This window comes from Solilutibacter silvestris (assembly GCF_050574925.1).
In the GTDB taxonomy this organism is placed as follows: Bacteria; Pseudomonadota; Gammaproteobacteria; order Xanthomonadales; family Xanthomonadaceae; genus Solilutibacter; species Solilutibacter silvestris_A.
Map to the genome: position 1 here is coordinate 25556 of NZ_JBCMOO010000005.1, position 13056 is coordinate 38611.

The 13056-nt window shown below is 65.6% G+C and carries 14 protein-coding genes; 10 read left to right on the forward strand and 4 right to left on the reverse strand.

Going from position 1 to position 13056, the window contains the following annotated elements; genetic code table 11:
* Nucleotides 1-31 precede the first annotated feature (31 nt).
* Nucleotides 32-538, forward strand: coding sequence for a superoxide dismutase family protein (locus ABE093_RS10275; RefSeq protein ID WP_430760803.1), 507 nt, complete (start codon nt 32-34; stop codon nt 536-538).
* Nucleotides 539-619: 81 nt separating this feature from the next.
* The gene (locus tag ABE093_RS10280) at nt 620-820 is read left to right on the forward strand and encodes a hypothetical protein (protein ID WP_430760804.1); all 201 of its coding nucleotides are present in this window, start codon (nt 620-622) and stop codon (nt 818-820) included.
* On the opposite strand, the gene ABE093_RS10285 is transcribed toward ABE093_RS10280, so the two are convergent.
* The gene (locus ABE093_RS10285; RefSeq protein WP_430760805.1) at nt 810-1679 is read right to left on the reverse strand and encodes a hypothetical protein; all 870 of its coding nucleotides are present in this window, start codon (nt 1677-1679) and stop codon (nt 810-812) included. The two genes, ABE093_RS10280 and ABE093_RS10285, sit on opposite strands and share 11 nt — an antisense overlap.
* Before the next feature lie 88 nt (nt 1680-1767).
* Between ABE093_RS10285 and ABE093_RS10290 the strand changes: the two genes are divergently transcribed.
* Both ABE093_RS10290 and ABE093_RS10295 read left to right on the forward strand, forming a co-directional pair.
* Nucleotides 1768-3045 carry an acetyl-CoA C-acetyltransferase gene (locus ABE093_RS10290; protein ID WP_430760806.1) on the forward strand — a complete coding sequence of 426 codons (1278 nt, stop codon included), beginning with the start codon at nt 1768-1770 and terminating at the stop codon, nt 3043-3045.
* A gap of 1 nt (nt 3046) precedes the next feature.
* Nucleotides 3047-4324 (forward strand): M1 family metallopeptidase, encoded by a 1278-nt coding sequence (locus tag ABE093_RS10295; RefSeq protein WP_430760807.1) that lies wholly within the window; start codon nt 3047-3049, stop codon nt 4322-4324.
* Here the strand turns inward: ABE093_RS10295 and ABE093_RS10300 are convergent.
* Complete coding sequence (locus ABE093_RS10300) at nt 4321-5067, reverse strand: uroporphyrinogen-III synthase (protein WP_430760808.1); 747 nt, start codon at nt 5065-5067, stop codon at nt 4321-4323. The two genes, ABE093_RS10295 and ABE093_RS10300, sit on opposite strands and share 4 nt — an antisense overlap.
* 21 nt (nt 5068-5088) lie before the next feature.
* Here ABE093_RS10300 and ABE093_RS10305 point away from each other — a divergent pair, with 21 nt between their 5' ends.
* The 5 genes from ABE093_RS10305 (at nt 5089) to ABE093_RS10325 (ending at nt 8167) form a co-directional block, all read left to right on the forward strand.
* Nucleotides 5089-5562, forward strand: coding sequence for a YiiD C-terminal domain-containing protein (locus ABE093_RS10305; protein ID WP_430760809.1), 474 nt, complete (start codon nt 5089-5091; stop codon nt 5560-5562).
* Between the two features lie 9 nt (nt 5563-5571).
* The gene (locus ABE093_RS10310) at nt 5572-5994 is read left to right on the forward strand and encodes a hypothetical protein (protein WP_430760810.1); all 423 of its coding nucleotides are present in this window, start codon (nt 5572-5574) and stop codon (nt 5992-5994) included.
* Nucleotides 5995-6107: 113 nt separating this feature from the next.
* A complete protein-coding gene (locus tag ABE093_RS10315; protein ID WP_430760985.1) occupies nt 6108-6500 on the forward strand; it encodes a rhodanese-like domain-containing protein in 393 nt (130 codons plus the stop codon).
* An 89-nt stretch (nt 6501-6589) separates the two neighbouring features.
* Nucleotides 6590-7114 carry a protein-export chaperone SecB gene (secB, locus tag ABE093_RS10320; protein WP_430760811.1) on the forward strand — a complete coding sequence of 175 codons (525 nt, stop codon included), beginning with the start codon at nt 6590-6592 and terminating at the stop codon, nt 7112-7114.
* Between the two features lie 27 nt (nt 7115-7141).
* Nucleotides 7142-8167 carry an NAD(P)H-dependent glycerol-3-phosphate dehydrogenase gene (locus ABE093_RS10325; RefSeq protein WP_430760812.1) on the forward strand — a complete coding sequence of 342 codons (1026 nt, stop codon included), beginning with the start codon at nt 7142-7144 and terminating at the stop codon, nt 8165-8167.
* Nucleotides 8168-8339: 172 nt separating this feature from the next.
* Here the strand turns inward: ABE093_RS10325 and trmL are convergent, their stop codons facing one another.
* On the reverse strand, nt 8340-8807 hold the full coding sequence (gene trmL, locus ABE093_RS10330; protein ID WP_430760986.1) for a tRNA (uridine(34)/cytosine(34)/5-carboxymethylaminomethyluridine(34)-2'-O)-methyltransferase TrmL: 468 nt from the start codon (nt 8805-8807) through the stop codon (nt 8340-8342).
* Between the two features lie 107 nt (nt 8808-8914).
* On the opposite strand from trmL, the gene ABE093_RS10335 reads away from it, so the two are divergent.
* Nucleotides 8915-11761 (forward strand): M16 family metallopeptidase, encoded by a 2847-nt coding sequence (locus ABE093_RS10335; RefSeq protein ID WP_430760813.1) that lies wholly within the window; start codon nt 8915-8917, stop codon nt 11759-11761.
* A gap of 71 nt (nt 11762-11832) precedes the next feature.
* Here ABE093_RS10335 and ald read toward each other — a convergent pair whose 3' ends face one another.
* Nucleotides 11833-12951: an alanine dehydrogenase gene (ald, locus tag ABE093_RS10340; protein WP_430760814.1), complete on the reverse strand. Its 1119-nt coding sequence runs from the start codon at nt 12949-12951 to the stop codon at nt 11833-11835.
* Nucleotides 12952-13056: the final 105 nt, after the last annotated feature.

Consider the following 13056-nt stretch of genomic DNA (forward strand, 5'->3'; position numbering starts at 1 on the left):
GCGAACGATGCGTACTGTCGCGATTCTTTCGATGATTGCAGTGCTGGGCGGTTGCGCCAGCACCAATGCCGGCGCGCCGGCAGCCTCCGCAACCGACGCACATGCCAGTCTCGAAGCGCGTTCCGGCAGCCAGGTCGCCGGTACATTGCAGGTTGGCGCGATGACCGATGGCGTGCATGTCAGCGGCCGGATCAGCGGCCTCGCGCCCAACAGCGACCACGGCTTCCACATCCACGACAAAGGCGATTGCAGCGCCGCCGATGCCAGCAGCGCCGGCGGCCACTTCAATCCGGGTGGGCAACCGCACGGCAGGATCGGTGCATCACCACACCATCTTGGCGATCAGATGAACATCCATGCCGATGCCAATGGCGTCGCGATGGTGGATGCGCATTTCGCCGGCGTGACACTCGGCAGTGGACAGGCAAGCGACGTGATGGGTCGCGCACTGGTGGTGCATGCCGATCCCGACGATTACACCTCGCAACCCGCGGGTAATGCAGGCAAGCGTGTCGCTTGCGGAGTGATCATGAAGTAGTGATTGCGCAACGCGATGAATGGCACTTAATGGAATGTTTCATGCGCGCGTGCAAGCTGTGGTCTCCCCCACAGTCGAGGTATGAATGATGCGAGTGATCGCGATTCCAGCAGTGCTTTCCCTGGTTGCGTTGTTGGGCGGTTGTGCAAGTTCGGGTTCGACCGACAGTTCCATGCCCCCGAGCACGACGCCAAGTTCGACCACGACGCCTCCGCCTGCATCGGAACCGGCACCCGCGTCAACGCCTGCACCGACACCGCCGCCGAAGTGATCACGCGTTGAGCGCGGTGCCCAGCAGATAGTCGTAGACGACGGGAATACCGTGCGCTTCCAGCACGGCGGCGAACTGGCGCTGCCGTGCTTCGAAGCGACTCATCTGCCGCTGCATGCGATCGCAGTCCGGTTCGTTCGCGGCATAGCGACGGCTCCATTCCTGCGGCGGAAACAGCGTGATCGAAACTTCTCCGCCGCGCAGTCGCAGCAGCGGCTCCGGTGGTGCATCGATCTCGGCATCTTCTCCCGGCGCCAGCAACGCGGCCTCGAGGATCGGCCACAGCGGATCCAGCCCCATGTGGCCGTACTGCATCGATGTCATCGCCAACAGGTCGTGCAAGGTGAGATAGCGCATGTGTTCGATGCGCGTCGCGAACGCTTCCTGCGCCAGCAACGCGGTGGCCGCGCTGGCCATGCCGCGATCGAGCAATTCGGTTTCGAGGACGTCGCCGGCGGCGGCGATCGCCGCTTCATCGCCACTGATCAAAAACGGCAGCACGCGAAATGAAGCGCCGGCCAGCGCCGGATCGCTTTGCAGCGGTTGCGGAATGTCGCCGTTGGCGTCGGCGCCGAACGCGATCAGCTGTGCGTCCTTGCGCGTTGCCTGTCCCGGCGCGCGTGCGCGCAGCTCGTCAAGGCGGCGATGCAGCGGCCAGCCCGGACGCAGGGCCTCGGCGACATCGAAGTGGGCGCCGGCGAGGGTGAGGTCGAGTTTTTCCAGCCCGGGCACCAGCAGGGCGAGGTCGCGGGAGAGGTGGTCGAGCAGCTGTCCGGCCTGGTCGCTGTCGATCGCGGCACGCGGTGGCGTGCTCTCTGGCGACAGTTCCAGTGCGATCACGCCGGGAAGATGCGATTCGGACACTGCCATCCGGTCTCCATACGGTAGAGTTTGCAAGCGCCGAAGGCGCGACTAGACTGTCAGTATCGCAGGCACGGCCTGCCACGGAAGCTTTGCCATGCCTTTCGCGAAACCGGTCGCCGTGCTCGGCGGCGCACGCATTCCCTTCTGCCGCCAGAACACCGCCTATGCCGGCGTCGGCAATCTCGACCTGTCGATCCGCGCGCTGGGCGCCGTGGTCGAGAAATTCCACCTGCAGGGCGAGGTGCTGGGCGAAGTCGCGATGGGCGCGGTGATCAAGCATTCCTCCGACTGGAACCTCGGGCGCGAGGCGGCGCTGTCGTCGGGCTTGTCGCCGCTGACACCGGGCATCACCCTGCAGCGCGCCTGCGGCACCTCGCTGGATTCGATCGTCACCATCGGCAACAAGATCGCCGCAGGCCAGATCGAAGCCGGCATCGGCGGCGGCAGCGATACCACGTCCGATGTGCCGATCGTCTACGGCAAGGCCTTGCGCAATGCCATCCTGCGCGCGAATGCCGCCAAAACCACGATGGACAAGTTGCGCGCATTCAAGGGCTTCTCGCCGCGCTGGCTGAAGCCGGATTTCCCGGGCGTCGCCGAGCCGCGCACCGGCAAGAGCATGGGCCAGCACTGCGAGGACATGGCCAAGGAATGGCAGATCAGCCGCGAAGCGCAGGATGCGTTGGCGGTGGCATCGCACCACAAGCTGGCGGCGGCCTACGATCGTGGCTTTTTCGACGATCTTGTGGTCGAATTCCGCGGGGTGAAGCGCGACAACATCCTGCGTCCGGACTCGACCATCGAGAAACTGGCGACGCTGAAGCCGGCGTTCGACAAGACCTCCGGCCGCGGCACGCTGACCGCCGGCAATTCCACGCCGCTCACCGATGGCGCGGCGGCCTGCCTGCTCGCCAGCGACGACTGGGCCCGCGCGCATGGCCTGCAACCGATGGCCTACCTGCGCGATGCGCAGGTCGCGGCGGTCGATTTCGTCGGTGGCGAGGGCTTGCTGATGGCGCCGACGATTGCCGTCCCGCAGATGCTGGCGCGCAACGGCCTGACGTTGCAGGACTTCGACATCTACGAGATCCACGAAGCCTTCGCCGCGCAGGTGCTGTGCACGCTGAAGGCGTGGGAGAGCGACGACTACTGCCGCAACCGGCTTGGACTGTCCGGTGCGATGGGCTCGATCGATCCGGCCAAGATCAATCCGAACGGCTCGTCGCTGGCGGCGGGTCATCCGTTCGCCGCGACCGGCGCGCGCATCGTCGCGACTGCCGCGAAGGAACTGGAGCAGCGCGGCGGTGGTCGTTGCCTGATCAGCATCTGCACGGCGGGCGGCATGGGCGTGGTGGCGATCCTCGAGCGCTGAGGTGTTCGCGGCTGCGCTGGCGGCGGGACTCGCGTTCGTCCCGTTCGATGTCCGTCAATACACGGTCCGGCTCGAACCGGATCTGACGACGCAAAGCATCCGCGGCGAGGAGCGGATCGATCTCGACCTGATGGCGAAGGGGCGCGAGATCGCCTTCGACGCCGGTGTTCTGGAAATCGAGCGCGTCCGTTTGCATGGGCGCGATCTGCAGTTCCGTCGCGATGGCAGGAAATTGATCGTCGACCTTGGCAGCGAGCAACCGGCGCGACGCGCGTTGTCCCTGGAACTTCGCTACCACGGCGCACCGAAATACGGCCTGGAATTCCACCCGGAGCAGCGGCAGGTCTACACGATCTTCTCGACCAGCCAGTGGATGGTCGCGGTGGATGTGCCGTCCGAACGCGCGACGCTCGATCTTGCATTGGTGCTGCCGAAGACCTGGTCGGCGCTGGCGACGGGCGACGAACAGCCGACAAAGCACATTGATCGCGAACACGACCTCCATCGCTGGCATCTGGCGACACCGATGCCGAGTTACACCTATGGCTTCGTTGCGGGGGAATTCCAGCGCGTGGAATTGCCGCAGCCAGGCACCAGGCTCGATCTGCTCGCCGACGCCGCACACACCCAACAGGCGCGCACCACGTTTGCCGCGACCGCCGACATGCTGTCTTTCTTTGCGGAAAAAGCCGGCGTTCCATACTCGTACCGCCGTTACGGGCAGGCCGTCGTCACCGACACCATCGGCCAGGAGATGGCGGGCCTGTCATTGCTGTCGGGCGGATACGTCGAGAAAGCCGCGAGTGGCGAGCGCTCGGTCGGCCTGGTCGCGCACGAAGCCGCGCACCAGTGGTGGGGCAATGCGGTGACCTGCCGCGACTGGAACGAATTCTGGTTGAACGAAGGCATGGCCACCTTCATGGCGGCGGTCTACCTGCAGCACCACGATGGCGAAGCCGCCTATGCCGAAGCGGTGAAGGGCTGGCGCGAGCGCATCGATGCCCTGCGCGCGAAAGGCGCGGACAAGCCGCTGGTCTTCCCCGACTGGAACAAACCGAGTGGCGACGATCGCGCGGTGGTCTACCAGAAAGGTGCGTATTTCCTCCACGTCCTGCGCGGGGAATTGGGCGAGGCTGTCTTCTGGGCCGCGATCCGCGATTACACCCGCAGTCACTTCAATGCATCGGTGCAGACGCGTGACCTGCAACAGGCGATGGAGCGCGCGAGCGGTCGCGATCTTTCTGCCTTGTTCAACCAGTGGGCCTACGGCAGGAGCTAGACCAGGGTAGTCGCGGCCTGCACCAGATCCGTCGGTTGCGCCGATGCGGCGACGACGATCCTGCCGAACCCCGAGCGCACGCAGGCCTCGCGCAGGCGTTCGCTGGCAACAACAGTGGGGAACGCCAGCAATTTCGCACGACGCTCGCCATCCAGCTGCCCGAGCGCGGCATCCAATGCTTCCGCGCTGGTGACGAACAATGCCGTTGCTGCAGGCAGGGCATCGAACCGCTTCAATGCTGTTGGCGAAAATTTCGCCACATCGCGCCGGTAGACATTCGCGCGTACGACATCGGCGCCACGTTCGCGCAGGCTGCGTTCGATGAGTCCGCGTCCGCCCTCGCCACTGACCAGTCCGATGCGCTGGCCGGCGACAGCCTGCAACTCCGCGAGGTCGAGCACGCCTTCGCTGTCCATGCGATCGGGCGCGATGGCATTGGCGATGCCATGTCGCCGCAGTGCCGCGGCTGTCCCGGCGCCAACGGCGATGGTGCGTGACGTCGTCAACGCCTGCAGTCGCGCGGCGCAGGTCACGGCGTTTGGGCTGGTGAAGACGCATCGCGACGCCGCGAGCGCATCCCGCAATCGCGAACGCGCATCCGCACCGTCGAGCGCAACGATCCGCAGCGGCGACAGCGCCAGCAGATGGCCGCCTGCGCGCGTCACCGCATCACGCAATCGTCGGTGCTGTCCCTGCGGGCGCAGGGAGATCGCATACCATTCGCGCTCGCGCAGCAAAGCCATCCGCCAAGAATCGCACACCCCATGTCCGACACTGAACTTATCGCCCGCATCGAAGGCCTGTTGCACGCCATGCCGCCGGTCGCGGCCTTGCAGCCGCGGCTGACCGAACTCGATGACGATCGCTGCAATCTGCATGCGCCGCTCGCCGCCAACATCAACGACAAGGGCTGTGCGTTCGGTGGCAGCCTGGTGTCATTGATGACGCTGGCCGGCTGGGGACTGGTCACGGCATGGCTGGAACGTCGCGGCATCCAGGCCGAGGTCTACGTTGCCGATTCCCAGGTGAAATACCGCGCGCCGCTGTACGACGATCTCGATGCCCGCGCGCAGTTCGCGGAATCGCTCATCGCCGATGCCGTCCTGCGGGAGCTTGCCGACAAGCGCCGGGTGTCCTTTCAGGTCCGGGCCGAGGTGCGGCGTAGCGATGGCCGCGTCGCGACCAGCATGGAATCGCGCTACGTCGCGGTCGTGCCCGATCAAACCGGGCCGGAGTAGGATGGCGCCATGAAACGCCATGCCCGCATCCTGCTGTTGTTGCTCGGACTGCTTGTTGCCGCCTGTGCCAATGCCGGCAGTCGCGGCAAGGCGAACGCGCTGGAGAAGGCCCAATACGCCTATTCGGCGGCATTGCGCTGGGGCGACATCCGCGGCGCATGGATGCTGCAGGACCCGGCGTGGCGGAATACCCATCCGCTCAGCGATTTCGACCTGGAACGCTACAAGCAGTTGCAGATCACCTCCTACCAGGTGATGGACAGCAGCGGTGGCGACGTCGACGAAGCCGTCCGCACCGTCGAGATCGGCCTCGCCAATCGCAACACGATGGCGGCGCGCACGATGACCTATCGCGAGATCTGGCACTACGACGCCGCCGGCAAGACGTGGTGGGTGACGTCGGGCCTGCCCGATTTCTGGAACGGCCAATAATCGAGCTGCATGGCGCGGAAGCCCGCGCTGGGCGACAATCGCCGTCCGCTCGCGCAACCTTCGGATTTCTCGTGACCCTGCAAGACCTGATCGCATTCGCCGGCCGCCACCTGATGCTGTCGCTGGGCCTCGTCGGCCTGACCCTGGCGTTGATCGTCACCGAAGTGATGCGGCTGATGCAGGGCTGGAAGACGCTGAAGCCGGCCCAGCTCACCGGCTTGATGAACCACGACAACGCGCTGGTGATCGATCTGCGCCCGATCAACGATTTCCAGGCCGGGCACATCGCCGGTTCGCGCAACGTGCAGATGAGCCAGTTCGATCCCGAGAACAAGCAGCTTGCCGGGGCGAAAGCCCTGCCGGTGGTCCTGGTCTGCAAGACCGGGCAGACCGCCGGCGGCGCCGCCGGACGGCTGGCCAAGGCCGGCTTCGAGAAGGTCTATGTGCTGGATGGCGGCATCGGCGGCTGGATCGGGGCCGATTTGCCGCTGGTCAAGGGCCGTTGATTGGTGTGACGACCGTCCCCACGGAAGGATAGTCGCGCCTTCGTGCGATAATCGACGATTCCCAAACGAAACCGCTACTGGAGCATTCCATGTCCGACGAGACGACCAACGGCGCCGCTGCGCCGGCCGCTGCCGATGAGCAGGGCGCGACCTTCAGCGTCGAAAAGATCTATACCCGCGACGTCTCCTTCGAGGCTCCGAATGCCCCGGCCGTGTTCACCGAACAGGGTCAGCCCGACCTGCAGATGAACCTCAACCAGCGCGCTGGCCAGGTGGGCGAGAACGCCTACGAAGTGGTGCTGGGCGTGACCCTGACCTGCACCGTGAACGGCAAGACCGCCTACCTCGCCGAAGTGCAGCAGGCTGGCGTGTTCGGCCTCGCCGGCTTCGATGCCGCCGGCCTCGACGCCATGCTCGGCGCGCATTGCCCGAACATCCTCTATCCCTACGCGCGCCAGGCGATCAGCGAGCTGATCAATGGCGGCGGTTTCCCGCCGTTCTACCTGCAGCCGATCAATTTCGACGCGCTGTACGCCGAAGGCCTGCGCCAGCGCGCGACCCAGCAGGAACAGGGTGCGCTGGAATCGGGCACGGAGACGGCTGGGAACGCCTGATTCAGGCCTCCTGAGCCGGTGACGGCAATGGAAACCACTTCGGTGGTCGTGCTGGGCGCGGGCTCCTGGGGCACCGCGCTCGCTGCATTGATCGCGCGCCACGGCAAGGACACCTTGCTGTGGGGGCGCGATGCGGCAGTGGTCGAGGCGATCGACCAGCGCCATGAAAATCCGCGCTACCTGCCCGGCATCGCATTGCCGGGCAACCTGCGTGCGACAACCGATCTGGCCGCGGCAGTCGCCGCGGCGGATCTGTTGCTGGTCGTCGTTCCCTCGCATGCATTTGCCGAGACGGTCGCGGCGATCGCGCCGCATCGTCGTCCCGGCACCGGCCTTGCGTGGGCGACCAAGGGCTTCGAGCCCGGCTCCGGACGATTCCTCCACGAAGTCGCGGCGGAAATGCTTGGCGATGACGTGCCGCTGGCCGTCGTCACCGGACCTTCGTTCGCCAAGGAAGTCGCGCTCGGCCTGCCGACGGCATTGACCGTGCATTCGGATACGCCGGCCTTCGGCCAGGCGGTCGCAGACATCCTGCATGGCCCCGATTTCCGCGCCTATACCGGCCAGGACATGGTCGGCGCCGAGCTTGGCGGCGCGATGAAGAACGTGCTGGCAGTGGCCACCGGCGTCGCCGATGGCATGGAGCTTGGCCTCAATGCGCGTGCCGGCCTGATCACCCGCGGCCTCAACGAGATGCTGCGCCTGTCCGCGGCGATGGGCGCGCAGCCGGAAACGCTGATGGGCCTCGCCGGCCTCGGCGACCTGGTGCTGACCTGCACCGGCGATCTGTCGCGCAACCGCCGTCTGGGTTTGGCGCTGGGACGCGGTCAGTCGATCGAGGATGCGGTGCGTGCGATTGGCCAGGTGGTCGAATCGATCCAAACCGCCAATGAAGTGATGCGCCTGGCCGATCGCCACGGCATCGACCTGCCGATCAGTCGCAGCGTGCGCGATGTCCTGCACGGGGATTACTCGCCGGCCGAAGGCCTGCATCGCCTGCTGTCGCGCGACCAGAAGCCCGAGTATCCGGCCACGTTGTTTTCACGGGCCTGAAAAAGGCAAGGCCCGGACAGGGTCCGGGCCTTGGGACGCGTCCCGGGGAGGGGGTGAGACGCGTCGGTGCAGCTGATGAGGGGAGTCATCCGTGCTGCGTGGCGAAGTATGACGGTGAAATTGCAGGCTTGCCTGAATGTAAACCGGCCAGTTCATAAATTGGGGAGCCGGGTCACGCTCCGCCAGGGAAACCGAGCTGCCGCCAGGCCTCGAAAACCGTGATTGCGACCGCATTCGACAGGTTCAGACTGCGGTTTTCCGGCCGCATCGGCAGGCGGATACGCCGTTCGTCTGAAATCGTATTCATAACGTCCGCGGGCAATCCGGCAGTTTCGCTGCCGAACAGCAGGGTGTCGTCCACGCGCCAGTCGACCTGGTCGTGGCGGGTCCGGCCCCGGGTGCTCAATGCGAAGACCCGGGTCGGGCCGATCGCCGCCAGCGCGGCGTCCAGCGACGGATGCACGCGCATCTCGGCGTACTCGTGGTAGTCGAGACCGGCGCGCTTCAACTGGCGATCGTCGATCGAGAAACCCAGCGGCTCGACCAGATGCAGGCGCGCACCGGTGTTGGCGCACAGGCGGATCACGTTGCCGGTGTTGGGAGGGATTTCAGGTTGGTGAAGGATGACGTGCAGCACGATGGTGTGTTCAGCGATTCAGCCGTGATGTCGGGGCAATGACCTTCGGCCAGTGTATCGGCCAGCGCGAACCAGTACGCTTCGAGGTTCCGTGTCCAGGGGGAGAACCCATGCGTTTGAAGACCCGCCACGCCGCGCTCGCGCTTGCCATCGCTGCCAGTGCCTGCGGCGCCATCGTGCCGACCACCGTTTTCGCCAAGGGCAATGCGCCCGCGGTGGACATTCCCTACCAGCAGTTCACCTTGCCGAATGGCTTGCGGGTGATCGTGCATGAGGATCACAAGGCACCGATCGTGGCGGTCAACATCTGGTACCACGTCGGCAGCCTCAACGAGCCGGCGGGTCGCAGCGGCTTCGCGCATCTGTTCGAACACCTGATGTTCAACGGTTCTGAAAACCATCCGGGCGACTACTTCCCGCCGTTCGAACAGGCCGGCGCGACCGGGCAGAACGGCACCACCAATACCGATCGCACCAACTATTTCGAAAACGTGCCGACCACCGCGCTCGACATGGCGTTGTGGATGGAATCCGATCGCATGGGCCACCTGCTCGGCGCGATCGACCAGGGCGTGCTCGACGAGCAGCGTGGCGTGGTGCAGAACGAAAAGCGCCAGAACGAAAACCAGCCCTATGGCCAGATGTGGCAGGTGATGACCAAGACGATGTACCCGAAGGGGCATCCCTACCATCACACCGTGATCGGCTCGATGAGCGATCTCAACGCGGCCAGCCTCAACGACGTCAAGGACTGGTTCCGCACCTGGTACGGCCCGAACAATGCCGTGCTGGTGCTGGCCGGCGACATCGATCTCGCCACCGCCAAGCAGAAGGTCGCGCGTTACTTCGGCGACATCCCGGCGACGCCGACCATGATGGCGGTGAAGGCCAATCCCGCGCCGCTGAAGGAAAGCGGCCGTACCGTGCTGCAGGACAAGGTGCCGCAGGTGCGGATGATGCGGGCATGGAACGTCGCGCAGGTGGGGACGCGCGATTCCGACATGCTCGACCTGTTCGCGCAGGTGCTCGGCGGCAGCGCCAGCTCGCGCCTCGATCGTCGCCTCGTCTACCAGGACAAGCTGGTCGATTCGGTGGGCGTGTCGAACAATGCCTCGCAGCTCGGCGGCAATTTCAGCGTCACCGCGATGGTCAAGCAGGGCGTCGATCCCAAGAAGGTCGAAGCGGTGATCGACGAGGAATTGCAGAAGCTGTTGCGTGAAGGTCCGACCGCCGACGAACTGTCGCGCGCGCGCACCACGTTCGAAGCCGGTTTCATTCGCGGCATCGAACGCATCGGCGGCTTCGGCGGCAAGGCCGACGCGTTGGCATCGTGCACGATCTACACCGGCAATCCCGGCTGCTTCCGCGACAGCATCGCCAATGTCCAGGCGGCGACTGCCGCCGATGTCACCAAGGCCGGCAACGCGTGGCTGAAGAAGCCGAGCCATGTCTTCGTGATCGAGCCGGGCGAGCGCAAGCCGCTGGCGGAAGATCCGAGCGTGAAGCCGGCGCCGTTCGTGATGCCGAAGGTCGATCCCAAGTACAAGACCATTGCCAGCGACGTCGATCGCAAGGCCGGCGTGCCCAAGGTCGACCACTACCCGACGCTGAGCTTCCCGTCGATGCAGCGCGGCAAGCTCGACAACGGCACCACGGTGATCCTCGCCGAGCGCCACGAAATTCCCGTTGTGCAGATGAACTATCTGTTCGATGGCGGCTATTCCAGCGACTTCGGCGGCAAGCTCGGCACCGCATCGTTCGCGATGGGCATGCTGCGCGAAGGCGCTGGCGGTCGCGATGCATTGACCTTCAAGTCGGATGCCGAGGCGCTGGGCGCGGAATTGGGTTCCAGCGCGGGCATCGACGGTTCCGCCGCCACCCTGTCGGCGCTGACCAGCAAGCTCGACGCTTCGGTCGGGCTGTTCTCCGACATGCTGCGCAAGCCGGCCTTCAATCCGGCCGACATCGATCGCGTCAAGGCGATGCGCATCGCCGGCATCCGCCAGGAGAAGGCGCGCCCGAACAGCGCGGCGATGCGCGTGCTGCCGCCGCTGCTGTACGGAGAGGGCCATCCCTATGCGATGCCGTTGACCGGTTCCGGTACCGAAGCGTCAGTGACGACGATTTCGCGCGACGATCTCGACGCCTATCGCCGCGCCTGGTTGCGTCCGGAAAACGCCACGCTGGTCGTGGTCGGTGACACCACCATGGACAAGCTGCTGCCGGTGCTCAATCGCCACCTCGGCGACTGGAAGGGCGAAGGCGCGGCAGTGAAGGCGAAGAGCGTGCCTCAGGTGGCGCTGCCGACGAAGCCGCGCGTGTTCCTGATCGACCAGCCGGGCGCGGTGCAGGCCAACATCATGGCGGCGGAACTCGTGCCTTCCACCCGCGATCCAGGCGCGGTGAAGCTGTCGATGGCCAACGACATCCTCGGTGGCGTGTTCTCTTCGCGCCTCAACATGAACCTGCGCGAGGACAAGCACTGGTCCTACGGTGCGTTCACCACCGCGGTGGATGCGCAGGGACAGCGGCCGTGGCTGGCGCTGGCGCCGGTGCAGATCGACAAGACCGCGGAGTCGATCGCCGAAACGCGTCGCGAGATCAGCGACTACACCAGCGGCAAGAAGCCGGCGACGCAGGATGAAGTGACCAAGGTGGTCAACAACGAACTGCGCGGCCAGCCGGGTGCGTACGAAACCGCAGGTGCGGTGCTCGGCACCATGACCGGAATCGTGCGCTACGGTCGTCCCGACAACTGGATCCAGGTGCGCAACGAGCAGATCGCCAACCTGACGCCGGCGCAGGCGGCCGACGCGATCAAGGCGATCAATCCGGACGCGTTGACCTGGGTGGTGGTCGGCGACCTCAAGAAGATCGAGGCGCCGGTGCGCGCGCTGAATCTCGGCGAGGTCACGGTGGTCGACGCCAACGGCAAGCCGGTCGCCGACAAGAAGTAAGCAGTCGCGTCAAACAAAAAGGGACGGATCCTGCGATCCGTCCCTTTTTCATGCCTGGAGTTTGCGTTGGCTCAGGCGCCGATCAACTGCTCCGCCGGCACGTAGGGCAGGTGATGCGCTTCGGCCACCGGTTCGCAGGTGACCTTGCCTTCGCACACGTTCAGGCCGTTGCGCAGGTGGACGTCCTGCACCAGCGCCTTCTTCCAGCCGTTGTTGGCCAGCGCCAGGGTGAAGGGCAGCGTGACGCTGTTGAGCGCGAAGGTCGACGTACGCGCGACTGCGCCCGGCATGTTCGCCACGCAGTAGTGCACGACGCCGTCGACGACATAGGTCGGATCGGCGTGGGTGGTGGCGTGCGAGGTTTCCACGCAGCCGCCCTGGTCGATGGCGACGTCGACGATGACCGCGCCCGGCTTCATGGTCTTGACCATTTCTTTCGTCACCAGCTTCGGCGCGGCGGCGCCCGGGACCAGCACGGTGCCGATCAGCAGGTCGGCGCGGCGCACCAGTTCCTCGATCGCGGCGCGGGTCGAAAACACGGTGGAAATCGAGGTGCCGAACTGCGCGGCCAGGCGCTTGAGCGCATCGGCCGAGCGATCGACCACGGTGACCTTGGCACCCATGCCGACGGCGATGGTTGCGGCATGCGTGCCCGACACGCCGCCGCCCAGGATCACGACTTCCGCGGCCGGCACGCCCGGCACGCCGCCGAGCAGCACGCCGCGGCCGCCCTGGGCCTTCTCCAGCGAATGCGCGCCGACCTGCGGGGCGAGGCGACCTGCGACTTCCGACATCGGCGTCAGCAGCGGCAGCGAGCCGTTGTTTGCAGTGACGGTTTCATAGGCGATGCAGACCGCGCCCGAATCGATCAGGTCCTTGGTCTGCGGTTCGTCGGGAGCGAGATGCAGGTAGGTGAAAAGGATCTGGCCCGGGCGCAGCTTCTTGCGCTCGACGGCCTGCGGTTCCTTCACCTTCACCACCATGTCGGCGTTGGCGAAGATTTCGTCGGCGGTGTCGACGATCTTGCCGCCGGCGGCGATGTAGTCGGCGTCGGTCAGGCCGGCGCCAAGGCCCGCGCCTTTTTCCACCAGCACTTCATGGCCGTGGTGCACCAGCTCGTGCACGGACGACGGGATGAGGCCGACGCGGTATTCGTGGACTTTGATTTCCTTGGGGACGCCGATACGCATGACTGTGTGCTCCATGGGTGAGGTGTCGGCGCGCCGACGGGTGAGGTGGAGCAGTATGGGCGCGTGATTGCGCATTTTGGCGCGAAAATTGTTGATTGCTCGATG